Origin of the sequence: Neorhizobium sp. AL 9.2.2, assembly GCF_013317225.1 — a bacterium.
GTDB lineage: Bacteria > Pseudomonadota > Alphaproteobacteria > Rhizobiales > Rhizobiaceae > Neorhizobium > Neorhizobium soli.
Window position 1 is genome coordinate 451,443 of record NZ_JAALXU010000001.1, and the last position, 22,318, is coordinate 473,760.

At 56.5% G+C, this 22,318-nt stretch carries 21 protein-coding genes and 1 tRNA gene; 16 read left to right on the forward strand and 6 right to left on the reverse strand.

The features are described from left to right. Window positions 1-374 precede the first annotated feature (374 nt). The 4 genes from G6K99_RS02245 to G6K99_RS02260 all read left to right on the forward strand — a co-directional run bounded on the left by G6K99_RS02245 (window position 375) and on the right by G6K99_RS02260 (window position 4,074). Entirely contained in the window at window positions 375-932 is a 558-nt protein-coding gene (locus G6K99_RS02245; protein WP_174195592.1) for a hypothetical protein, read from the forward strand. Window positions 933-1,194: 262 nt separating this feature from the next. After that, the gene (locus G6K99_RS02250) at window positions 1,195-2,250 is read left to right on the forward strand and encodes a hypothetical protein (RefSeq protein ID WP_174195593.1); all 1,056 of its coding nucleotides are present in this window, start codon (window positions 1,195-1,197) and stop codon (window positions 2,248-2,250) included. A gap of 47 nt (window positions 2,251-2,297) precedes the next feature. Beyond that, complete coding sequence (locus tag G6K99_RS02255; RefSeq protein WP_371816113.1) at window positions 2,298-3,236, forward strand: GIY-YIG nuclease family protein; 939 nt, start codon at window positions 2,298-2,300, stop codon at window positions 3,234-3,236. A gap of 169 nt (window positions 3,237-3,405) precedes the next feature. Continuing rightward, complete coding sequence (locus G6K99_RS02260; protein WP_174195595.1) at window positions 3,406-4,074, forward strand: hypothetical protein; 669 nt, start codon at window positions 3,406-3,408, stop codon at window positions 4,072-4,074. A gap of 9 nt (window positions 4,075-4,083) precedes the next feature. Here G6K99_RS02260 and G6K99_RS02265 read toward each other — a convergent pair whose 3' ends face one another. The 4 genes from G6K99_RS02265 to G6K99_RS02280 form a co-directional block, all read right to left on the reverse strand. Next, window positions 4,084-7,410 (reverse strand): DEAD/DEAH box helicase family protein, encoded by a 3,327-nt coding sequence (locus G6K99_RS02265; RefSeq protein ID WP_371816114.1) that lies wholly within the window; start codon window positions 7,408-7,410, stop codon window positions 4,084-4,086. A 136-nt stretch (window positions 7,411-7,546) separates the two neighbouring features. Then, window positions 7,547-8,674 carry a restriction endonuclease subunit S gene (locus G6K99_RS02270; RefSeq protein ID WP_174195596.1) on the reverse strand — a complete coding sequence of 376 codons (1,128 nt, stop codon included), beginning with the start codon at window positions 8,672-8,674 and terminating at the stop codon, window positions 7,547-7,549. Further along, window positions 8,671-10,206, reverse strand: a complete 1,536-nt coding sequence (locus G6K99_RS02275) for a class I SAM-dependent DNA methyltransferase (protein ID WP_174195597.1) — start codon at window positions 10,204-10,206, stop codon at window positions 8,671-8,673. Before G6K99_RS02275 ends, G6K99_RS02270 begins: the two co-directional genes overlap by 4 nt. Before the next feature lie 114 nt (window positions 10,207-10,320). Further along, the gene (locus tag G6K99_RS02280; protein ID WP_174195598.1) at window positions 10,321-10,617 is read right to left on the reverse strand and encodes a hypothetical protein; all 297 of its coding nucleotides are present in this window, start codon (window positions 10,615-10,617) and stop codon (window positions 10,321-10,323) included. Window positions 10,618-11,064: 447 nt separating this feature from the next. Between G6K99_RS02280 and G6K99_RS02285 the strand changes: the two genes are divergently transcribed. Together G6K99_RS02285 and G6K99_RS02290 are read left to right on the forward strand one after the other, a co-directional pair. Then, window positions 11,065-11,883, forward strand: coding sequence for a hypothetical protein (locus G6K99_RS02285; RefSeq protein ID WP_174195599.1), 819 nt, complete (start codon window positions 11,065-11,067; stop codon window positions 11,881-11,883). A gap of 17 nt (window positions 11,884-11,900) precedes the next feature. Beyond that, complete coding sequence (locus G6K99_RS02290; RefSeq protein WP_180215445.1) at window positions 11,901-12,386, forward strand: Panacea domain-containing protein; 486 nt, start codon at window positions 11,901-11,903, stop codon at window positions 12,384-12,386. A 70-nt stretch (window positions 12,387-12,456) separates the two neighbouring features. On the opposite strand, the gene G6K99_RS02295 is transcribed toward G6K99_RS02290, so the two are convergent. Continuing rightward, window positions 12,457-13,140: a DUF4145 domain-containing protein gene (locus G6K99_RS02295; RefSeq protein WP_174195601.1), complete on the reverse strand. Its 684-nt coding sequence runs from the start codon at window positions 13,138-13,140 to the stop codon at window positions 12,457-12,459. A gap of 299 nt (window positions 13,141-13,439) precedes the next feature. On the opposite strand from G6K99_RS02295, the gene G6K99_RS02300 reads away from it, so the two are divergent. The 3 genes from G6K99_RS02300 (at window position 13,440) to G6K99_RS02310 (ending at window position 16,266) form a co-directional block, all read left to right on the forward strand. Continuing rightward, entirely contained in the window at window positions 13,440-14,585 is a 1,146-nt protein-coding gene (locus G6K99_RS02300) for a hypothetical protein (RefSeq protein ID WP_210261658.1), read from the forward strand. A gap of 537 nt (window positions 14,586-15,122) precedes the next feature. Then, window positions 15,123-15,797 carry a DUF5343 domain-containing protein gene (locus G6K99_RS02305; RefSeq protein WP_174195603.1) on the forward strand — a complete coding sequence of 225 codons (675 nt, stop codon included), beginning with the start codon at window positions 15,123-15,125 and terminating at the stop codon, window positions 15,795-15,797. A gap of 7 nt (window positions 15,798-15,804) precedes the next feature. Further along, window positions 15,805-16,266 (forward strand): TIGR02391 family protein, encoded by a 462-nt coding sequence (locus tag G6K99_RS02310; protein ID WP_244631341.1) that lies wholly within the window; start codon window positions 15,805-15,807, stop codon window positions 16,264-16,266. 278 nt (window positions 16,267-16,544) lie between these two features. Here the strand turns inward: G6K99_RS02310 and G6K99_RS02315 are convergent. Continuing rightward, window positions 16,545-16,619 (reverse strand) — tRNA-Thr (locus G6K99_RS02315). 153 nt (window positions 16,620-16,772) lie between these two features. On the opposite strand from G6K99_RS02315, the gene G6K99_RS02320 reads away from it, so the two are divergent. The 7 genes from G6K99_RS02320 (at window position 16,773) to G6K99_RS02350 (ending at window position 22,262) form a co-directional block, all read left to right on the forward strand. Next, on the forward strand, window positions 16,773-16,997 hold the full coding sequence (locus G6K99_RS02320) for a hypothetical protein (protein WP_174195359.1): 225 nt from the start codon (window positions 16,773-16,775) through the stop codon (window positions 16,995-16,997). A gap of 129 nt (window positions 16,998-17,126) precedes the next feature. Beyond that, on the forward strand, window positions 17,127-18,419 hold the full coding sequence (gene murA / locus G6K99_RS02325; RefSeq protein ID WP_113109469.1) for a UDP-N-acetylglucosamine 1-carboxyvinyltransferase: 1,293 nt from the start codon (window positions 17,127-17,129) through the stop codon (window positions 18,417-18,419). 153 nt (window positions 18,420-18,572) lie between these two features. Further along, complete coding sequence (locus tag G6K99_RS02330) at window positions 18,573-19,415, forward strand: oxidoreductase (RefSeq protein ID WP_174195605.1); 843 nt, start codon at window positions 18,573-18,575, stop codon at window positions 19,413-19,415. 83 nt (window positions 19,416-19,498) lie between these two features. Continuing rightward, window positions 19,499-19,930, forward strand: coding sequence for a DUF2948 family protein (locus G6K99_RS02335; protein WP_174195606.1), 432 nt, complete (start codon window positions 19,499-19,501; stop codon window positions 19,928-19,930). Window positions 19,931-19,972: 42 nt separating this feature from the next. Beyond that, the gene (hisD, locus tag G6K99_RS02340) at window positions 19,973-21,286 is read left to right on the forward strand and encodes a histidinol dehydrogenase (protein WP_174195607.1); all 1,314 of its coding nucleotides are present in this window, start codon (window positions 19,973-19,975) and stop codon (window positions 21,284-21,286) included. A 2-nt stretch (window positions 21,287-21,288) separates the two neighbouring features. Continuing rightward, window positions 21,289-21,762 (forward strand): UPF0262 family protein, encoded by a 474-nt coding sequence (locus G6K99_RS02345; RefSeq protein ID WP_062453857.1) that lies wholly within the window; start codon window positions 21,289-21,291, stop codon window positions 21,760-21,762. A gap of 68 nt (window positions 21,763-21,830) precedes the next feature. After that, window positions 21,831-22,262, forward strand: a complete 432-nt coding sequence (locus tag G6K99_RS02350) for a low molecular weight phosphatase family protein (RefSeq protein WP_062454876.1) — start codon at window positions 21,831-21,833, stop codon at window positions 22,260-22,262. The last annotated feature ends 56 nt before the right edge of the window (window positions 22,263-22,318 follow it).

Consider the following 22,318-nt stretch of genomic DNA (forward strand, 5'->3'; position numbering starts at 1 on the left):
CTTAAGAGCCTTTATCTTCGCGACGACACCGCCCGGGAGGCCTGTTCGCTTCCCGTTGTCTCCTTACCTATCCGTGCGGGGGGGGGCTGGTGAGCACGATAGATTGAACCGCGGCCCAGCGTGAAATTTCTCACTTTGTGGCCCAGGCAAGATGGATGACATGGCCTCGCACTTAAGGTGAAGAGTTGCTCGTTGGGTTACTTTGAACCACGTTCTTTTGGAAGCATACGTACGTTCTCAGCACAGGAAAAATTCCGGCATTTAATTATGATTGCCTGCGCAATTTTGTTGCATCAGAATTGGGGAAAACTGAAAATTGATTGTCGCCACATCGCGAACTTCCGCAGGATCGCTCGACAAGCTGGGAGCTTCTGATGCAGCCGCAGGACTACGCCAAAATCGAAACTAATCTCTTTCCCAAAATTAGGAAGCGGTTTGAAAGCGAAGGGATGATCGATCCAATCGACCTTTACGCAATTTTGGCTTGGAAGGCGAACCGTGCAAGCGGAAAGCATGTGAAACGGCTGGACGGAGTTAAGTGTTTTCGATTGCTGTCCGTGGAACTTGGCAAGGCGCTATCCGAGGCACGCGACAATGAGAGCCGCTTGTCAGTCGTAATGTCCAAACCTTTCATGTTTCGCCTGCCAACTGCTACGTCCATTTTGATGGTACTCTTCCCAGAGGAATTTACTGTATATGACGTCCGAGTTTGCGACAGCATTGGCGGCTTTCACGAGCTAACAGGACGCCGTTTCACAGAGCGACTGTTTCCGGACTATCAACGGTTCAAAGCAGAAGTCATTGCCAAAGCGCCATTTGGGCTCTCATTGAGAGAGGCTGACCAATACCACTGGGGGCGAAACTGGCTTGAGGGAGCTCGCAAAGTTGTCGGCGCTGACGATGACTGCATTAGTTCTTGTTCGGCGATCTAGTCAAATCAGTCCTGAGAACCGTTTCCGTCGACAGATCGCGTAAATCACGCCATGGCTGCCTTGAGCGCTGGACGACTAGAAAAGAGGTGTCTGCACACCCATTCCCATCGTAAGCGGCAAGCTGACCCCATCTGGCATGGTTAGAGCGTGTGCCTGTATTGCGGATATGTGCGGTCTCCTCGAGCGTTTACATGCTATTCACCCACTGCCGCTAGTTTGTCGCGATCAGCAAACAGCGGCGGTGCGTGGACAGATGTTTCTAATGAATGACGCTGGCGATACACTGAACTCGAAGATCGACATCAACTCGCGGGACATAGTTCTGCATAGTCGCAGCGGTACGACGAGAAACCGCGACTATCGAAGCGCCTTAGAATTAATTCTGACCCGTCTGGATGGGGCCCACATCACGTACGAAATTTATCTGGATAGCGAACCCGTCCAAGCAGCCCCTCTGTTCGAACGAGAACTTTCGTTCGATCGCGCAGCTCAAGTAGAACAGCGTTTTGATGAACTGGTGCGAGCAATGAATGCCGGCACCCAAAGTCATGGTGCGTGGCGCAGGCTTCTAATAACAACAGACCTTCATGACAGTAATAAGTTAGTCGCCATCCTTCGCGCGGTTAACGAGGAAGGAACTATTGCGCGCTTACCCGCGAGCGAGCTTCGTAAGGTAACGACAGAACACATTCATCGGGCGGTTGAGAAGCTTTTAAATGGCGAAGATGCTGCGAACTTTTCAGCCTCACGCGACTACGACGTCTTAACTGACGACGGCGTCCGTCTGGCACCAAAGAAGGTTTTCGGAAAAGCCATGGAGGAGGCACTTGGTATCGAAGCTCTTCCCGTCCATTTCAGTGCAGGCTGGGGGACTATCTGTTTCAATCTTCTTGAGGAAGCAGGTCTCTGGATTGTAACAAAGGTAGTGTCTGCCGACCGTAGACCGAGGTCCAAACCGCGCGAGGTCGTAGAAGGCATCGCCCAGATTATTGCCACAGAGGAAGAGAAGGCTTGGATTGAGGGCAACCCGAAGATCGTTCAGCACCTTGTGCGAGAGCGACAGCATGGATTAGCGAAGCTAAAACGCGAAGAGTTCATTGCCGAACACGGGCGGCTCTTTTGTGAAGACTGTAGGCTTGATCCAGTGGAGCAATATGGGGACGCGGGTACTGCTTGTATCGAGGTCCACCATCATCGCACGCACGTTTCGAAGATGCATCAGGGGCATCGCTCATTCACAGATGACTTGAAATGCCTTTGCGCCAACTGCCACCGCGTTCTACATCGAAAGCTCACGCTTGGACTAGGAAGCTTATAGCTGCGACGAAACGAAGTGAGAGCTAACCAATGGTCCATGGACGAAGCGTGAGACTTTACCTCGTTGATGGTACACCAACGGGCATCATCACGGCCGAGATAATGAACTGGACTGGGCACGTTGTTGTCACTCCTCGCTCACGTCTCGCTGAAGCGCTTCTACGATCCGAAGCTTCACGAACCGGAGTCTATTTTCTTGTAGGAGATGACCCAGACCAGTCGAGCAAATCGCGTGTTTATATCGGTGAAGGCGACAGTGTCATAGACCGTCTAAAATCGCACTCTAAAGACCCTTCGAAGGATTTTTGGACGCGAGCATGCCTTGTAACCTCAAAGGACTTAAACCTTACAAAAGCGCACGTCCGCTACCTCGAAAGTCGCTTCGTGGAAATCACAAAATTGGCAGACCGTGCAAACGTAGCTAATGGTAACGAGCCAGCCCGTAAGAGCCTGCCTGAGAGCGATATTGCTGATATGGAGTTCTTCATAGCTCAGGTACAGGTGGTGCTGCCGGTTGTCGGCTTCGACTTCCTCCGCCCGAAGGTCAATGCGCTGAAGCCTCGCCAGCCCGAAAAAGTGGTGCTTTCCGAGAACTCCGGGCTTCAGCTGATCCTAACGAGCGGAAAGTATGGCTATGAGGCAAAAGCCATTGAGCTGGACGGTGAAGTCACCGTAATCGCCGGTTCCCGAGGAACGACAGAAAGCTTCACCACCAACATCTACAGTTCTTTACGACAGCAACTGATCCAGGACGGACGTCTCGTTCAATCTAATGATCCGAACTATGTCGAGTTCGTTGAAGACGTCACGTTTGCTAGCCCCAGCGCGGCTGCTGCTGTTGTACGAAACAGAAATACTAACGGGCGTACATCTTGGCGCATTGCAACGAGTGGTCAGACTCTCAAAGAGTGGCAGGACCGACAACTGAACATCTTAGAAAGCCGAGATGACATGGAGCGGGCGGAGAAGGGTCCCTTGGGGTCCTAGATCAGTCCTAGTTGACCCGCGACGAATGCAGTACGGCAAGCGCCAATCTTAAGCACCAAAGTGGAGTGAGTTTACCGTTGAGGGTTTGTTTTACGACAGAATATACCATAGTTTCGCTGTAACGTGCGCTATAACTACTACTTTCGGTGCCACTTGACCTGAGACATACATGTTTAGAATCACAGTATCAGACGACGTCCTCGAAAGCATGGCTATGGCTGCTATTGAAGCTTACAGCTTGGGAGACGGCCGGCGTTCAGTCCTGAATGGGCTTGAGACATTTGGCTACCTATGGGGTTCGAAACGGGTTTCTCAGGAAGAGACTGTATTTCATCTGGAAAAACTAAGCGTCAGTATATCAGCCGAACGGACGAGTGAATCGGTAAAGCCGCACGTTAAAGCGGCGCGCTTAAAAAATGATGTCATGAGTAGGTGGGCGCCTCATAGGACAATGCTAGGGAGCTTCCATACGCATCCATACACCTCTCTCGACGAGGTAAAGAAAATCTACGGCTACGAGTTCAGCGAGCCAGACTTCGATCTGTTTCACCATGACGATTTTCTTTGGGAGCAGTCCGGCAACAATCCAGTCAACTTCGCTATGACCATTTGTAAGCTCTCTCGCGTTCGAGAAAGTATTGGGGGAGACTGGTTGCGGCCGAATATTTGGCAATTCGATGTAGGCGAATTTAGACTATGGCTGAATGTTTGCGTGGGCTCTTTAGACGATTATGGGAATCGCTGCCTTACTGGCAACAAAAGGTCTGCCGCTCATCTCGAACTCAATACACGTTTTTTCAATCAGGCTGGCGATCGATTCAGTTTGGCAGATCGCTAGTGCAGTGGCTCATCCCGCCGCACTCTCGTTCAATACCCTGATCACCTCGACCAGCTTTTTCGTCTTCTCGAAGTCGAACACCTGCTGCGGCCCTTCCGGTGCCATGTCGATGAAGGGGCTTTCATAGAGCAGGCCGGGATCCATCACACCCTTCTCGGTCAGGTGCTCGATCACCATGTCGAGGAATTCGATCTGGTCGGCGGTCACGCTGGCATCCGAGAGAAAGCTGCTAAAGGCTTCGGCGACGGCGGCACGGTCGAGTCCGACCAGCGAGCGGATGAACGGGCCGAAGCCATGGGCGAGTTCACTGGCCTTTTCGATATGGGCGGGCTCGCCGATGCCGGCGGCAAGCAGCATCTGCCGCAGTTCCTCGATGTCGGTTTCCGTCAGCGGCTTGCCGTGGCGCAGCTTGGCGATGGCGATGTGGTCCTCGTGCTGGCGCAGGAAATGCCGGGCCTTCTTCTTGAAGCGGGCAAAATCCACGGCGCCCACTTCCGGCAGGTCGTGTTCGATGCCGTGACCCAGCTCGTCGATGAAGTTGGTGTAGACGATCGCCTTGCGGCCCTTTTCGATGTGATGAACAAGACCGCGCAATCGCAGACGCACCAGTTCCAGCAGCGGCACGGTGATGCCCTCCCACCAGGGGTCGGAGAGAATGTCGAGGATCAGCGCGTGCTGCGCGGCGATCGGCGGGATGGCAGTCTGCTCGTCCAGCGCCGCGGCGATCTCGATCAGCTGTTTCTTCAACCGGTCGAAGCTTTTCGACCCCTTCAGCAGCGCCAGCTCCAGGTTGAACATCAGCAGGTCGAAGCGCTTGGCCTCCTCCGGCTCGCTCTTCATCTGGTTGGGCAGCGGCGCCACCTCGTCCAGCAGTTCGTCGCGCATGGTGTCGGACAGGCTGTTCCAGGCCTCCGGCGCCTGGTATTTTTCCACCAGCTTGCGTCTCGTGCGCACGAGGAAGTTGTCGAGGTTCATGGTGCCGACATAGGTCATCAGGAAATCGAGAGCCCCGGCCCTGATTTTTGGCTCGGTCGGTGCCGCGTCCGGTCCGGCATCGTAGGCGACGCCCTCTTCGGCGACACCTGGCGGCCGCTCCCGCGCGTGTTTTTCGTCTAGCCCCCGCACCAGATCGAAGCGGGCGGCAAACAGGCGCTCGCTGAGCGAGCGGGCATTTCTGACCTCGTCGGGCTTGGGGTTCTGCTGGAAGAATTCGAGGTTCTGGCAATAGTCGAAGACGCGGAAGAACTCCTTGTCCTCGCCGGGGCCGAACAGGTCGTGGCAGAGACGCGTGCCGCGGCCGATGATCTGCCAGAATTTCGTCTTGGAGCGGATCAGCTTGAACAGCACGAGATTGACCACCTCGGGCACGTCGATGCCGGTGTCGAGCATGTCGACGGATATGGCGATATGAGGGCCTGCGTCCTTCTTCGAAAAATCATCGATCAGGCTCTGGGCGTATTCGGTCTTGAAGGTGATGACCCGGGCAAAATGCCCGGCCAGATGCGGATAGGCCTTGTTGAAACGCAGCTCGATGAACTCCGCATGGGCCTGGTTCTTGGCGAAGATGATGGTCTTGCCCAGCCGGTCGCCGCCCGCCACCTTCACGCCCTCGGTCATCACATGGGCCAGCACCTTGTCGACGGTGTCAGCGTTGAACAGCCATTTGTTGACCGCCTCGGCATTGACGCTGTCGGGTGGGTCGCCGTCCTCCTCGTCCCATTCCAGCATGTCCCACTGCTCTCTTTCCGTCTCGGAGAGGTCGTCGTAGCGGATGCCCTCGCGGACGAACTTGAGCGGCACGGAGACCGAGAGCGGCGGAACGAGATATTCGTCCTCCACCGCCTTGTCGAGGGAATAGGCGTCGGTCGGCACGCCGTCTTCCAGGTCGAACAGACCATAGGTGTTGTGGTCGATCTCGTCCTTGGGTGTCGCGGTCAGTCCCACCAGCAGGCTGTCGAAATAATCAAAGATTGCGCCATAGCGCTGATAGACCGAGCGGTGCGCCTCGTCGATGATGACGAGGTCAAAATGGCCTGGGCCGAAGCGGGCGGTGCCCGCCAGCTTTCCACCCGTCTGGCAGCCCACCTGGCCGCCTTGGCGCTCGTCAATCAGGTTCATCATGGTCGGATAGGTGGAGAGGAAGACGCGGCCTTCCGCAGTCTTCTCCGTCACCAGGTTGACTGGCGAGGCATCCGGCAGATGCGCCTTGAAGGCGCGCACCGCCTGGTTCACCAGCGCCACGCGGTCGGCCAGGAACAGCACGCGCTTGACCCAGCCGGCCCGCATCAGCTGGTCCACCAGCGCAATCACCGTGCGCGTCTTGCCGGAGCCGGTCGCCATCACCAGCAGTGCCTTGCGGGCCTTCAGCGTCTCGAAATTTTCGGCCACGCGGGCGATGGCGCGTGTCTGGTAGTAGCGGCCGGCGATCTTGGTGTTGATCGGAATGTTGGCGATCGCTCGCCGGCTTTGCCGACGCTGGATCAGCAGCTGCAGCTCGTCCTTCTTGTAGAAGCCGGAGACGTTTCTTGGCGGATAGGCCAGATCGTCCCACAGCCAGTGGTCATAGCCATTGGTGTAAAAAATCACCGGCCGCTGGCCGAATTGCCGCTCCAGCCCGTCGGCATAGAGCTTGGCCTGCTGCTGGCCGGCGGTGGCATCACGCTTGGTGCGCTTGGCCTCGATCACCGCCAGCGGCTTGCCGTCGTCGCCCCACAGCACGTAATCGGCAAAACCCTCGCCCTTCTGGTTGGGCATGCCGGCAATGGGAAATTCCCGGTCTCGGGCCTCGGTCAACGGCCAGCCGGCTTCCCGCAGCAACAGATCGATATAGAGATCGCGGGTCTCGGCCTCCGAATAGTCATGGGCGTCCGGCCGCGCCTCGTTTTGCCGTCGCACGCGGGCAATCTCGTCGCGAAGGGCTTGCAGTTCCGCATCGCGCTCGGCCTTGTCGCGCAAGAGATCCGCAAACGCCTTGTCGCGCGCCTCGGTCTCCGCCTTCATCCGGGTCAGCTCGACAAAGGCCTTCTTCACCATGTCTGTCTTACGGGTGAGAAACGCCGGGTCGAAACTCAGGCCGTCGGCGGGCGGGTTTCGGCCATAGGTGCGCGCCAGCCAGAAACACAGGTGGAACAGCTCGCGCACCGCATCGCTGGCGTCCTTCGCCTGCGTCTGTCGGTTTTCATGCACCGCCTGGTTGCCGATGCGGATGATCAGCTTGGCCTTGGTGAAGACAGCCTGCCCGGCGCGTCTGACAAAACTCGGCTCGTGGATCAGCGCGGAAATTTTGTCGTCATAGGGAAAATGCAGGCTGGCATCGTGCTTGTAAGCCCATTGCACCGCCAGCTCCACTGTGCGCCTTTGCATAGAAAGCAGAGGCCCGCGAATCGCCCGCCGCATAGCTCTCCGCCTGCTTCGCGCTGTCGAAGATCTCGGGAAATTCCGGGCCAAGGAAGGCGAAATTGGACATGAAGCCTCAGAGCTGATCGGAGAAGGCGCGGTGTTGGAGGGAGGCGAAAACTAGTTCGATCTGTTTCTGGGAACGCGATACTTGCCCCCCATACTCTGTAGCTGCAAGTAGTTTCGACTCAAATGCCGACTGTTGATCTCCGCTGGGAACAAGAATCTCTACGGGATATATACGGCTTCCTGATATGAGCGGCTGGGCGGCGCGGCCAGCATATTGGTTTAGATTTGCAATTCGCAGTGCCTCGGCGAGATACGTCACGTTCAAATGGGCGAAGTTTTTTGAAACATACATTGCATTATCTGTGATCCACGCTTTTGGCCTTGTGACGTGAATTGCTCCGCAATAGACGCCAACTCGGCCAATGGCAATTTGCGGCGCTTCAAACATAAATTCCGAGTGGAACCCGTTGATGCCGTTTCCGCCGTAGACTGGATATCCTCCCGTTGGGTCCATCTGTGCTGAAGTTAGTCCGTTTCCACTTGTGACCTTAATAAGCTCGCCCAACGGTCTCTTCGCGACGCACTTCGGATTGCTTGCCGGATCCCCGAACATCTCTAGAAAGATCGACTGGGTGAGGCTGTCGAGCAGGGCAATGGCCTGGCAGCGCTTCTGCCGGAGCTGATCGGCATTATCTAGGATCGCCGCAATCCGCTTCTGCTCATCGAGCGGCGGGAGGGGAATCTTGAGATCAAGGCAGCGAGCGTGATCAAGATTTGAGATGTTTGTGGTTTGCTTACCAAAGCTCCTAGCCAACTGTTGGACTTTTGACGAAGAGAACCAATGATATAGGTAGCGCCTATAAATAGCGGAACGGTCGCCTCTTAGAACGGAAGTAAATCCTCCGAAAGTTGCGTTATAACTGAGCGACGGTATCCAACTGCATTTTCCGACCAAGTTCCAGCTGTTGGCGCTGGAAACGAGAATATCGCCTTCAGCAACGAGTTTGGAGGCTTTAACTTTGCGCCTCGGAATGAATATGAGATCCTCGTCCTCGAGGAGCTCCTGAATATTCTTCGTGCGCAGGCATGGGATTGCCTCTGGGTCATCCGCTGTCGTAACGTCAACTGGCTTATAAGTGACACCGCGAATAAATTCCGCGACTTCGCCAAGCCTCACAATAGGTGCGAGGCTCACAGCATTGCCTCCAATTCCCTCAACCCCGTGGCAATCTCCTCCTCCAGCGCCAGCAGCTCCGCAATAACCTCCTGCGGCGGGCGGTGGTCCGCGGCTTCGTGGGTCACTTCGCGGTAGCGGTTGAGGGACAGGTCGTAATCGGCCGCCGAAATATCCTCGCGGGAAACGCAAAAGCTCTGGCCGGTGCGCGGGTTGTCGCGCTCTGGGCCGGTGCGTTGCTGCCAGCGCGCCAGCACATCGGGCAGGTTGTTTTTAGCATGGTCGCCGGCGCTCAAGGGCGCCTTTGGCACCGGGCCGAATTTATTCTCCGGGAGCAGCATCTGCCGCTTGTCGTCGAGGCTCATGCCGTCGGCCTGCACATCGTAGAACCAGACATGATCTGTGCCGCCAGAATTGGTCTTGGTGAAGAAGACGATGGCGGTCGAGACGCCGGCATAGGGCTTGAACACGCCGGATGGCAGTTTCACGATCGCATCGAGCCTGTGATCGTCCACCAGCATCTTGCGGATCGACTTATGCGCCGTCGACGAGCCGAACAGCACGCCATCAGGCACAATCACCGCCGCCCGGCCGCCGGGTTTCAGCAGCTTGAGGAACAGCGCCATGAACAGGAGCTCGGTCTTCTTGGTCTTGACGATCGACAGCAAGTCTGCGGCCGTTGTCTCGTAGTCCAGCGAGCCGGCAAAGGGCGGATTGGCGAGAACAAGCGAATATTTGTCGGCATCGTCGGCATGGCCGGTGCTCAGCGAGTCGCGGTAGCGAATATCAGCACCTTCGACACCATGCAGCTGCATATTCATCGAGCCGATGCGCAGCATGGTATTGTCGAAATCATAGCCGTGGAACATGGCCTGGTGGAAATGCCGGTTCAGTTCGGCATCGCGGAACAGGCTCTTGTGGTGCTCGCGCAGATATTCGCCGGCCGCTACCAAGAAACCGCAGGTGCCGCTGGCCGGATCGCAGATCACGTCCTTTGGAGCCGGCGCCATCAGTTCGACCATCAGCTTGATGATGTGGCGCGGCGTGCGGAACTGGCCGTTCTGGCCGGCAGAGGCGATCTTGCCCAGCATGTATTCGTAGAGATCGCCCTTGGTATCGCGATCATCGAGCGGAATTTCCGCTAGCATGTCGACCACCTTGGCCAGGAGGCCCGGTGTCGGGATGGTGAAGCGGGCGCCCTTCATATGCTCGGCATGCGAGGAGCCGGCCTCGCCCATCTCGCGCAGGAAGGGAAAGACGTGCTGATCGAGGATGGTATACATCGTCGCCGGGTCTTCATGGCGAAAGCGCGACCAGCGCAGCCTATCATAGGCCATGCCGCGGGCATCGGACCCTTCCGGAAACACCCGCCGCTCGATCGGCTGGCCGAGCATGGTCGCCTTGCTCTCCTCGCGCGTCTGGATGTCATCGAGCCCGCGGATGAACAGGAGGTAGGTGATCTGCTCGATCACCTCCAGCGGATTGGCAATCCCGCCCGCCCAGAAGGCATTCCAGACCTGATCGACTTTCGAGCGGATTTCACCCGTGAGCATGCTGTATTCCATCTAATTTCGAATCACATTCGTAGAATACGCGGAGCCACGACACTGGCAAACCAATAGATGGCCGCGCCGCGGGGATGCGCCCGTAGCGCTTGGGGATTAGTTCTAAGACCTCTGTTCTGCTGCAACGCGCATCATCGCATTCATTATTGCAGTGTATTTGTCATGAGTTCGCAAAGTTTTAGGCAAGCCAAAGACCTCGCAATCGTCGGCAGCTCGTGTCATTGCCTCCGTTGGATCTCTCATTGCTTCAATCGCCGCTTTTGCAAATTCTAAAGCATCAAGCGAGAAGGCGATCTCGTCGTTGATGTAATAGTCTATCTGGGTGCCCTCAACTTTTGAAAAACTTGTCTTGGGTGCCGCTTTGATGATTGCCAGCGCGACTTTTTCGATCATATCCACTATTAGCCCCTTTGGTTATCAAAGACTCTTTACGGCGTGCCTCAAGAGCACGTCTCGGGCACAATGCCGGTGCCTGAGCAAATTGCCAGCCTGAGTTTTCGCCACTATGAGACAGCTGCGCATCAAATGCGCCGACCAGCAAATCTGAAAGCGGAGAGGGGGCTGAGTGGTCGAAAGCACCGCACTCGAAATGCGGCATACGGGCAACCGTATCGTGGGTTCGAATCCCACCCTGCGCACCACGTCTTTACCGTGGCATGAGCCGTCCAGCCCTTAGCACCGCCTGAACGAATTCCGTTGCGGCAAGACATGAATGTACATGTGCGCTTGTGCCCGTCAAGAGTCTCAGGAAAAATGGTGGAAATTGCAAGAGCGACCAAATTATAGTTGTAATGCTGAAGAACTAGAGCGAAGTGATTCGCGGACACTCCACTTGTGAGCTGACTGTTGCGCGTTTGGAATTGGTTGCTTGATCGCCGTTGGATAAGCCCGGTACTCACGGCGATAGTCGTGTTGTCGAGTTTCTTTGCAGCTTATGATTTTGAGGCTGCTCAAAGGCGTTTTCCGGAATGGGCCGGTGGATTAGGTATCCTAGGCTCGTCCCTTATGTGGATCCTGGTAGGAAGCGCGCTGTTCGAACTAGCGCTTTCTATCGGTCGAGCTTCCAGAGAGCGAACCATGAGCGCGTTAGCGGCATCCCTTGATGAGGCAAATAGTCAGATTGATGAGATTGGCAGCGCCATCCGCCAGTTTTTCGATGGGATGCTTTTCTCGTTTTCGAAGCGTTTGAACCTCACGCAGGACGATCAGGTTCGCATCTCGATATATATCCACGATACTGAGAACAAGCGTTTCATCCCCTGCGGACGATATTCGCCCAACCCAAATTTTACCAAACCGGGCCGAACACACTATCGCGATGACGAAGGTTGCATTGGAAAAGGTTGGGATCACGGGTGGCATTTCGACAACGATTTTCCTGCGGACAAGCCTGCTCGTCGTAAATACGAGAAGGAAAGCTACGGCGTGCAGAGGGCGATTGCAGATAACATAAAGATGCAGTCACGATTGTACGCTGTGAAGCGCATTAGCCATGGTGAGGAAGCGCTGGCAGTCGTTGTTGTTGAGGCTCTAGACAGCGTTCGATTTGAGCAGATATTTCTGCAAGCGGCCATGGACGAACATAACGACAACTTTGCGAGTATGGTCCGAAGCCTTCGCAACTATATTCCTAACCCCTCACATGCGGAGGAAAGTGGACTGTGACCGAACTCCGAGACGTCATGGCGTATTTGATCAAGCATTACCCTGATCGGATGAGTGATGAGCTCTCCAATGCGCGCCTAACTAAGATGGTGTATTTGGCGGATTGGCGCCATGTCCTTGAGACAGGAAAACAGATAACCAACATCGATTGGTATTTTGACAATTATGGTCCCTACGTGAACGATATATCGACGACGGCGGCGAGCAATTCGAATATCTTTGCTGTCGAAAATACGCTTAACATGTATGGCCAAAACAAGAAAAAATTTGCTTTGCGACGCGCGGACTACGTGCCTCCAATTAGCGGCTCGGAGCGAGACGCGCTGGACCACATTATTGATGTTACACAGAAGCTATACTGGAACGATTTCATTAAGCTTGTGTATTCAACGCATCCTATAGCAAGCTCTGAGCGCTACTCTCACCTCAATCTCCCAGAAAAAGCGCGCGAATATCAAACTGTGCAGAAAGAAGCTGCGCAACTCTCAGCAGCTTCCCTCTGATTTCAACACGTTATTTCGCGAAATTATGGCCGCGTGAATTCTACTGCGGAGCCCCGTTAAAAACGGGGGATTACCGGGGAGGCCTGTTAAGGTCGGATTCAAGCCGCTCGATGCGCGCGGGAAGAACGTAAAGAAAGGTTACTAAATAGCTCAGGAGTTCAACGATCTGACGAGCAACCCTTTCATCGGGCTCGTGCTCCATATCGAAATGAGCACCTAGATTCCCGCCCGTTCGGATTGCATGGGAAAGGGCTGAAAGTGGAGCTGATAAATCGTTCTTCTCTCTGACAAGGTCAATTAGCCTCGCAAGAGGAAGGTTGCGGTTCTCTTCCGGTACCAGGTACTTGAAAATACCCTCCAAGGTCCGTCGCCCAGAAACTGCTGCGGCCGTGTAGATACCCGCGTTATATGCCTCTATGGCCGAGCTTAACGCCCGACGAAGTGGCTCAGGCAGTGTATGAGCCTGATCCGGCATCGAAGCAAAGTTTGCCGGCGCAGGGTGAACAAAAATCTCCGCTTGGCTGAAGCTTGAGACACCTGCTGGATTGATGCACCAGAAAGCACTCTCTTTTCTGCAAGCAGGGCATTGCGCAGTCGCAGCAATCGAATTAGCCGGTCCGGGTGGGTGAAAGTTCAGGAGGGTAAAGATAACTTTCGCACCGCAGTGGCCACATACCGTACCAATCGCCCGTGGCTTCAGGATCTTACCACTTATCTCTCCACCCAATACCGATGCACCGTCTACTCTCTGCATTCTCCCCACCCCCCCCCCATAGAGTTTTTGTCAGCTGAGCTATCAGTATACGTTTCCGCGGTTATAATTACCTTCTTTACGGTTTACCATTGGCCCGCCCCCAATCGAGTTGGTGCAGTGTCCCACTTGAGGCTGGCAAGATAATCGTCGTCTACGGGTAGCGGAATTCTGCTCGGCGGTGAAAGTGCTGCATGCTAGTAGTGGGACGAACTGATAAAGAATATGAAACGGTATCGATCATGACCGTAAGGTCTACTACCCAAAAGCTCATATGGGGCATCTTTGCAGCTCGATGCGCAATGTGCCGCAGCAAGGTCGTGTGGGAATCAGATGCGGGAGGACGATCACTAACTGGAGAAATTGCGCACATCGTTGGAGCGCAGAGGGCAGCTGCCCGCGGTAAGGTGCCATTCTTTGGAGACCGGGACGGCCCCGACAACTTGATGCTTTTATGTCGGACCGATCACAAGATAATAGACGACAATGAGGATGCGTATCCGGTCGAACGTCTTCACGAATTTCGGGAAGAATATCTTGCATGGCTTGAGAGCCAGCTTACCCCGACAGAGCGCTGGTCAGCCGGGATCATAAGCCAATACACCTACCTGAACGTTCCACGTCTAGGTGAATTTGCCGCGACATTGGGCTTCCATATTCGTCATCAACCGTTATCTGGTGCTACCCACCTGTCCGAGTTGAACTACGAGCTAAACCACTTGATGCAACAGTATCGCCTGGTTCTTGAGAACCTGCCCGTGGAGTCCGTTCCTGTTGATAAGATCGGTTTCGCTCACGAAGGATATGTGGGCCAGATAGTTTCCTTTAAGCGTTTGCGGTTCAGAAATCGGAACGTACCTATACATCGCCCGGAAGGTCATATGACCTCCTTTACCGGGACACTCGAACATGATCCGCACATCTATCACGCATTTCCTGACTGGCGGTTTGTGATAAACATCGACCTTCGGTGGATTACTACCAACACGGCTTATGGACTAGTCCGTTCGGGTGGAGCAGGTAGCCTATTCTCAGGCTTTAGTCGCATCAATGCTGTCGATTTTGAATCGAAGACGATGTTCGGAACAGGCTTGGCGATCGGTATCCCGCCCAGCATTTTCGATTTGAGGCGCAAGAGCAAAATTTCTCTCGCCGAACCGGTCGACATGTCGACTTTAGAAGATGACATCACCAAATCGAGGAATGAACAATGGACTGGCACAGTCGCATCATGCGATGGCTGCGGTAAAATGTTCGTTCATGGCGACTACATGGTTGATGGCCCACTACGTAGAGATGGACCGTGGGGAAACATTTGCGAAAGCTGCTTCCTCAAAGGTGATCGTCTGCTAGGTGTTGGTTTCGGGCAGCTTTATAGGAAAACGTTAGTCGGGTGGCCTTTGGTTGGGGGGTATCCACGGGCACTTAGCGATGACGAGGACTTGTAGGCTCACCGCGCTCGAAGCACTCCTGGTCCACCCAAGATCTCAATGACCAGTTTTCGCTATCAAAAATAAGCCTGCTCATTAAACCAAGTGGCGTCCGAGTCGGTGGCCGGCTGGGGAAACCGCCGCCGAACTTCGCATCAGAGGGCTGAACTGAATAGCCCCGCCCGAAGACCAATCACGCTGCACGTGACCTGAGACCCAAGGCGTCACGAGAACTTCGACGGAATTGTACCAAGGGTTCGACTCGCCGTTCTCCAGCGTCTCCGTGCCGATTTTGATGAGAGGCATATCTGCCTCGCTCTGAAGGTGGTCGGCGGAAGTACGCGCCCTCCACTTTGCCATGGTCACGCCGACGCCAATCAACTCGGTGACTGAAGGCTTTCGTCCGCTATTGGCGACCTACCACCGAAAGCCACTACGACCCGTCTTTCAATAACCTGGGTATGCCGCCACAAATCGTTACAACTAACACGAGACTCGATTGACGAATCTCACAGTAAGGCGTGATTTTAGACCATCTGATTCATGGAGAATTTTATGGCATCTCATCCCTACATCTCGGGTAGCGGAAACATCACGCAGATGATCAGCTATCTGCGCAAGAACTTCCCCGCAACGGTGTCTTCGGAAACGGTGAAAAAGTACCAGCTGGCGTCCAACAACGAGAGTTACGTCATAAATGCCCTTCAATTCCTCGGCATTATCGACGAGGAAGGAAAGCGGACTGAGAAGGGCCATGACGTGCTACTTCTTCAGGCAGGCGAGTTTGAAAAGGCATTCGCAACACTTGTTCGCGATGCTTACACGGACCTGTTCGACTTGAGGGGAGACGATGCATGGACATTGTCGAAGCAAGAGCTGACAGCGTATTTTCGGACAACTGACAAGACCAGCGATGCAATCGGGGCCAGACAGGCTGGCGTATTCCTCGCCTTCAGTGCTCTCGCCGGCTACGAGCAGCAGTCCGCAGCAGCAAAGCCCCGCATCAACGCATCAAATGGAGGCGCGAAGACAACCAACGTAAAGGCCGCAAAAACGAAGCCCCAAGAGAGCGTGACCGAACCTGTCATCACCCCTGGGTCCCATACCGCAGCCGGGAAGAGAGACATGGCCCTGACAGTACGGATTGAGATCAATTTGCCTGCCGACGGGTCTCAGGAAACCTACGACAACATATTCAAAAGCATTAAGGCCAACCTGATCGATGTTTGAGAACTTGATGCGGTTCGAAAAAATCACCAGGGCAGCCCGCAACATTGGAGCCGTTGCAGAAACGACCTATCGGCCATCCCACCCATTTGACGAACGAAACATCCATCCCAGCATAACCCGGGTTTCTTTTGCCCTTTTCGAGGATGGTCATTATTCGCAAGCGACCTTTGAGGCCTTCAAGTTTCTGGACTCGCTCGTGAAGTCGATATCCGGCGTCAACGATAGCGGGCACGGCCTTATGATGAATGCGTTCGGCGACAAGAACACCAAAATCAAGCTGACAGAAATGGTTACGCAAAGCCAACAGGACGAGCAGAGCGGCTTCAAGTTCATCTTTGCCGGAACGATGGCGGCGATCCGAAACCCTCGAGGTCATGAAATAATCCATGACTCCATAGATCAATGCCTAGACCACCTGTCGATTGCCTCAACACTTGTGAGAAGGCTTGAAGGTAGGAAAGCACCGTAGCGCTCACGGTAGTTTAACGAACAACGCAAGGACCCAGTCTGTCCGTGTTGCAGTCAGTCCGATGTGTCTTTGCGTTACTTGGGGATTACTGATGAGTGCGACCGCGCCGCGAAGGTGGGGTTCCATTGTCTTGGTCAAGAAGCCGATATCGCGTGATTTCGCGCTTAGAGACATATCTGTAAGATTGACAGGGACAAACCAAGCCCCGCAGAGACAATCCTTCGAGTCTCTGACACGAAAATTACTGGCAGACTAATTATAATGGATGGAAGGAAAAATGGTGCTGCTAGAGAGATTTGAACTCTCGGCCTCTCCCTTACCAAGGGAGTGCTCTACCCCTGAGCTATAGCAGCAACTGCGGACGTTCGGGTTCGTGTCGTCAGCGAGGGGGCTATTGCCATAGGTTCGGGGCAAGTGCAAGCAGCAAAATCGAACTTCTTGGAGAACCATCCGGGAAAACGCCCGGGGCGCTTTCGTGTGTCGGGCTTTTTCTTTAAGGAGAAGCCATGTCGAAAAAACCAGAAACCTTGGATAGCCAGGCGCCGACCGCACCCATGAGCGAAGCCGAGCGGCGTGAGCTGGATCGCAAGCAGCGTGCCGCTGCGAAATTGCGGGAAAACCTGATGCGGCGGAAAGGTCAGTCGCGCGCGCGGCGCGCCGGCGAGGCGGACGAGACGCAAGGTTTGCCGGCGTCTTCGCCCTCTGCCGCAAAAACGGACGAATCATCATAGTCTTTGCAGTGCATAAACGGGTTGTGGCACGATTTGCTCTCATCCGCAGTTTTCATCACGGATTGAAGCGGGACAAGGTTTGGTCTAGAGACGCAAACCCGGCCGCTTGAGAGAAAGAGTTACCACACCATGGATCGCATCAGAATTTCCGGCGGCAACGAGCTTCACGGCACGATCCCGATCTCGGGCGCCAAGAACGCCGCGCTGCCGCTGATGATTGCGTCGCTTCTGACCAGCGATACGCTGACGCTCGAAAACGTGCCGCATCTGGCCGATGTCGAACAGCTGTTGCGCATCCTCGGCAATCATGGCGTTGATGTCTCCGTCAACGGCCGCCGCGAAAGCCAGGCCGAGAGCTATTCGCGCACGATCAATTTCACCTGCCGCACCATCGTCGATACGACCGCTCCTTACGAGCTGGTCTCCAAGATGCGCGCCTCGTTCTGGGTGATCGGCCCGCTGCTGGCGCGTGAAGGCAAGGCCCGCGTGTCGCTTCCGGGCGGTTGCGCCATCGGCACGCGTCCGGTCGATCTGTTCCTTGACGGCCTGCAGGCGCTCGGCGCCATCCTCGAGGTCGATGCCGGCTATATCAACGCGTCGGCCCCCAAGGGCGGCCTTATCGGCGCACATTACACCTTCCCCAAGGTTTCGGTCGGCGCCACGCATGTCATGCTGATGGCGGCAACCCTTGCCCGCGGCACCACCGTCATCGACAATGCCGCCCGCGAACCTGAAGTCGTCGATCTCGCAAAATGCCTGACGGCCATGGGCGCCAAGATCAGTGGCGCCGGCACGCGCACCATCACCATCGAAGGCGTGGCCTCACTGTCGGGCGCCCGTCACCGCGTCCTGCCGGACCGGATCGAGACCGGCACCTATGCGATGGCGGTTGCCATGACCGGCGGCGATGTGGTGCTCGAAGGCACGCAGGCCTCGCTGCTTGAAAATGCGCTCGATACGCTGCGCCTTGCCGGTGCCGAGATCACCGAAACCGAAAGCGGTCTGCGTGTCGTCAGGAACGGCAACCGGATCCAGCCGGTCGATATCGTCACCGAACCCTTCCCGGGCTTCCCGACGGACCTGCAGGCACAGTTCATGGCGCTGATGACCATGTCGTCGGGCGTTTCACACGTCACCGAAACCATCTTCGAAAACCGCTTCATGCACGTGCAGGAACTCGCCCGTCTCGGTGCGCGCATTTCGCTGTCGGGGCAGATGGCGCGTATCGAAGGCGTTTCGCAGCTGAAGGGTGCGCCAGTGATGGCAACAGACCTTCGCGCATCGGTGTCGCTCGTCATTGCCGGCCTTGCGGCCGAAGGCGAAACGATCGTCAGCCGCGTCTACCATCTCGATCGTGGTTTCGAGCGTCTTGAAGAAAAGCTGACACGCTGCGGCGCCATCGTCGAACGCGTCAGCGACTGAGCAATATGGCCTGAAGAGGCCGCATGCTTCGATGGATGAGGGGCGGCCAGGGGGATACCTTGCCGTCCCTTTTTTCATGCCTATGTCAGGTATTGTCATCCAACACGCCCCGCCTCATTTTCATGATCCGGCTTTTCCATCGGAGATATTTTTATGACTGATGCATCTTCCAATGTCTGGTTCATCACCGGCTGCTCCTCCGGCTTCGGCTTGGAACTCGCCAAGCTGACAATTGCAAAGGGCTTTCCGACCGTCGTCACGGCCCGCGACAAGGCGAGGCTTGCTGATCTCGTTGCAGGCCACGACAATGCGCTCGCCGTTGATCTCGACGTGACCGACGAAGGCCAGATCGCAGCTGCTGTCAGCGCTGCCGAGGAAAAATTCGGGCGCATCGACGTCCTCGTCAACAATGCCGGTTACGGCTACCAGGCCTCGATCGAGGAAGGCGAGGAAGACGAGATCCGCGGCATGTTCGATGCCAATGTCTTCGGCCTTTTCGCCATGACGCGGGCGGTGCTGCCCGGCATGCGCGCCCGTCGCAAGGGCCACATTCTCAACATCACCTCCCAGGCCGGCTTTATCGGCTTCCCGGGCTCCGGTTATTATGCGGCAAGCAAGCACGCCGTTGAAGGCTTTTCTGATGCGCTGTCCGCCGAAGTTGCAGCGCTTGGCATCAAGGTCACTTGCGTCGCACCGGGTCCGTTCCGGACGGATTGGGCCGGCCGTTCGCTGAAACAGACGCCTGTCAAGATCGACGAGTATCAGGATACCGCAGGCGCCCGTCTGTCGCAGACGGCAGGCTATAGCGGCCAGCAGCCGGGCGATCCTGTCCGTGCCGGCGAAGCCATGATCAAGGTCGTCGAGGCGTCCAACCCTCCGCGGCATCTCGTGCTCGGCGAAATTGCCTATACCGGCATCACCGCCAAGCTTTCGGAACGCCGCGACGAGATCGTTGCCTGGAAGGACACGACGCTCTCTGCCGACTTCCCGAAATAGTTGCTTCTTGCCATGCGCCATCCTATCTCCAGACCATCAAACAACGGGGCCCACATCGCGGCCCAGGAACGGAATGGACGCGCATGACCGAGCTCAAGCTTCTGGCTCTCGATACCGACGATCTGGGGATCGTGTCTGCCCATATGCAGGATGCGGTGTTCAAGCTGTCCGACGTGCAGTGGTCGGCGTCGGAAAAGATATTCTCGCTGGCTGCCAACAGGTTTGATTGGGAAAAGGCCGGCGAGAAGAAAAAGGGGTTCGAGCGGCACCGTGCAGCGCTCGTCCTCAAGCGCGTGGAAGCAGTCCGTTCGACCGGTATCGACCGCAACCGCAAGGATGATGTCCTGTCGCTTCTCGCCGTGCGCTTCATGGCCAAGGGCGAGGGGCCTGATGGCACCGTGGAACTGATGCTTTCCGGCGGCGGCACCATTGCTCTCGATGTCGAATGCATCGAAGTTGCTCTTGCAGATATCGGCGGCGCATGGGAAACCGCAACGAGGCCGCGCCATCCTTGACCGGCCTTGTGATCATGGCATGGAACGGGAAGGAATATCCGCTTGGCACTCTGGCTTGAGCAGACAGCACCGGACTTCGAGACACGCTTTTCCGCTTTTCTTTCGACCAAGCGGGAAGTCTCCGAGGATGTGAACGCCGTCGTGCACGCCATCATCGATGACGTGCGCGCCCGCGGCGACGCGGCACTTGTCGACTATTCAAAACGCTTCGACGGCATCGATCTTGCCGCGACCGGCATCCGCGTGACCGATGAGGAGGTCGACAAGGCCTTCGCCGAAACGGACCGCAAGGTGATCGACGCGCTGAAGTTCGCAGCCGAGCGGATCGAAAAGCATCATGCCCGCCAGATGCCGAAGGACGATATCTACGAAGACGCGATCGGCGTCGGCCTCGGCTCCCGCTGGACAGCGATCGAAGCCGTCGGCCTCTACGTGCCGGGCGGCACGGCATCCTATCCAAGCTCCGTGCTGATGAATGCGCTGCCGGCAAAGGTTGCCGGCGTGCCGCGCGTCGTCATGGTCGTGCCGGCCGGTGGCGGCAGCATCAACCCGGCCGTCCTTGCCGCGGCGCGCATTTCGGGCGTTACGGAAATCTACCGCGTCGGCGGTGCGCAGGCCGTAGCAGCGCTTGCCTATGGTACCGATACGATTGCGCCGGTCGCCAAGATCGTCGGTCCCGGCAACGCCTATGTGGCGGCCGCCAAGCGCCAGGTCTTCGGCATCGTCGGCATCGACATGATCGCCGGCCCATCTGAAGTGCTGATCCTGGCCGACAAGGACAACGACCCCGACTGGATCGCCGCCGACCTTCTGGCCCAGGCTGAACACGATGCCGGTGCCCAGTCGATCCTGATCACCGACGATGCCGCATTCGGAAAATCGGTCGAGGCAGCCGTCGAGCGACAATTGAAGACACTGTCGCGCGCAGAAACGGCCGCCGCGAGCTGGCGCGATTTCGGCGCTGTGATCCTGGTCGAGAATTTCGAAGCCGCGTTGCCGCTGGCAAACCGCATTGCCGCCGAACATCTGGAATTGGCCGTTGCCGATCCGGATGCGCTCATGGCCGGCATCCGCAATGCCGGCGCCATCTTCATCGGTCGCCACACGCCTGAAGTCATCGGCGATTATGTCGGCGGCTCCAACCACGTTCTGCCGACGGCACGCTCGGCACGCTTTTCGTCCGGCCTCGGTGTGCTCGATTTCGTCAAGCGCACCTCGATCCTCAGGCTCGGACCCGATCAGCTGCGGCAACTGGCGCCGGCCGCCATCACGCTCGCCCATTCGGAAGGGCTCGATGCACACGCCCGTTCGGTCGCCATCCGCATGAACGCCCATCCTCCGCAAGACGAGGGCTAGGGATGGGACAAGGGCACTTCCGGCTCTCGGATGTCGTCCTCGACGACTCGATCGGGCGCTCGACGCCCGATGTCGAACATGAGCGGGCAGTTGCCATCTTCGACCTTGTCGAGGAAAACGCCTTCGAGCCGGTCGGCCATGCAGGCGGCCCCTACACGTTGAAGCTTTCGCTGGTCGAGGCAAAGCTGATGCTCACCATCACGGGCGAAGCGGGCGAGGGGGTTGCGGTCCACATCCTGTCGCTGACGCCGTTCCGGCGGATCATCAAGGATTACTTCATGATCTGCGAAAGCTATTACGAGGCGATCAAGACCTCCACGCCATCGCGCATCGAGGCGATCGACATGGGCCGCCGCGGCATTCACAACGAGGGCTCGCAAACCCTGATGGATCGTCTCGACGGCAAGATCCGCATCGACTTCGATACCGCAAGACGGCTGTTCACGCTCGTCTGCGTGCTCTACTGGCGCGGCTGAAGACCATGGCGGCCGATGACGAACCGACAAGGAAGCAGACGATCGGCATTCCGACCGCGATTCTCTTCATGTGCGGTTTCAACTCCATCCGTTCGCCGATGGCGGAGGCCATTGCAAAAAGCCTGCTGCAGCCCGATATCTACATCCAGTCGGCGGGTGTCCGTTCCGGCGAGCACGATCCCTTCGTCGATGTCGTTCTGGAAGAGGTGGGCCTTTCGCTCAACCGCAACCGGCAGCACAAGCCGCGAACGATGGATGACCTTGAGGATGATTTCTTCGATTTGATCGTGACGCTGACGCCGGAGGCCCATCACGCGGCCCTGGAACTCACCCGTTCGAACGCCGTCGATGTGGTCTATTGGCCGACCATGGATCCGACGGCTGCGACCGGCACGCGCGAGCAGGTTCTCGACGCTTATCGCGAGGTGCGAGAGCATCTGTGGAAGCTGATTGACCGACGGATGAGGCCCATTCGCAGGCCACCTCCGGCAGGCGATTGACGGTCTTCAAGAATCGCTGTCAAGCGAGGTTCACAAACCGGACGCGATTGTGTAGT

Excerpts from the sequence above, each read along its gene's own strand:
- G6K99_RS02300 (WP_210261658.1), top strand. The coding sequence starts at position 13,440 with ATGTGCCGCAGCAAGGTCGTGTGGGAATCAGATGCGGGAGGACGATCA.
- G6K99_RS02245 (WP_174195592.1), top strand. The coding sequence starts at position 375 with ATGCAGCCGCAGGACTACGCCAAAATCGAAACTAATCTCTTTCCCAAA.
- murA (WP_113109469.1), top strand. The coding sequence starts at position 17,127 with ATGGATCGCATCAGAATTTCCGGCGGCAACGAGCTTCACGGCACGATC.
- G6K99_RS02275 (WP_174195597.1), bottom strand. The coding sequence starts at position 10,206 with ATGCTCACGGGTGAAATCCGCTCGAAAGTCGATCAGGTCTGGAATGCC.
- G6K99_RS02310 (WP_244631341.1), top strand. The coding sequence starts at position 15,805 with ATGCGGTTCGAAAAAATCACCAGGGCAGCCCGCAACATTGGAGCCGTT.
- G6K99_RS02260 (WP_174195595.1), top strand. The coding sequence starts at position 3,406 with ATGTTTAGAATCACAGTATCAGACGACGTCCTCGAAAGCATGGCTATG.
- G6K99_RS02305 (WP_174195603.1), top strand. The coding sequence starts at position 15,123 with ATGGCATCTCATCCCTACATCTCGGGTAGCGGAAACATCACGCAGATG.
- G6K99_RS02290 (WP_180215445.1), top strand. The coding sequence starts at position 11,901 with ATGGCGTATTTGATCAAGCATTACCCTGATCGGATGAGTGATGAGCTC.
- G6K99_RS02320 (WP_174195359.1), top strand. The coding sequence starts at position 16,773 with ATGTCGAAAAAACCAGAAACCTTGGATAGCCAGGCGCCGACCGCACCC.
- G6K99_RS02345 (WP_062453857.1), top strand. The coding sequence starts at position 21,289 with ATGGGACAAGGGCACTTCCGGCTCTCGGATGTCGTCCTCGACGACTCG.
- G6K99_RS02330 (WP_174195605.1), top strand. The coding sequence starts at position 18,573 with ATGACTGATGCATCTTCCAATGTCTGGTTCATCACCGGCTGCTCCTCC.
- G6K99_RS02350 (WP_062454876.1), top strand. The coding sequence starts at position 21,831 with ATGTGCGGTTTCAACTCCATCCGTTCGCCGATGGCGGAGGCCATTGCA.
- G6K99_RS02295 (WP_174195601.1), bottom strand. The coding sequence starts at position 13,140 with ATGCAGAGAGTAGACGGTGCATCGGTATTGGGTGGAGAGATAAGTGGT.
- G6K99_RS02335 (WP_174195606.1), top strand. The coding sequence starts at position 19,499 with ATGACCGAGCTCAAGCTTCTGGCTCTCGATACCGACGATCTGGGGATC.
- G6K99_RS02250 (WP_174195593.1), top strand. The coding sequence starts at position 1,195 with ATGAATGACGCTGGCGATACACTGAACTCGAAGATCGACATCAACTCG.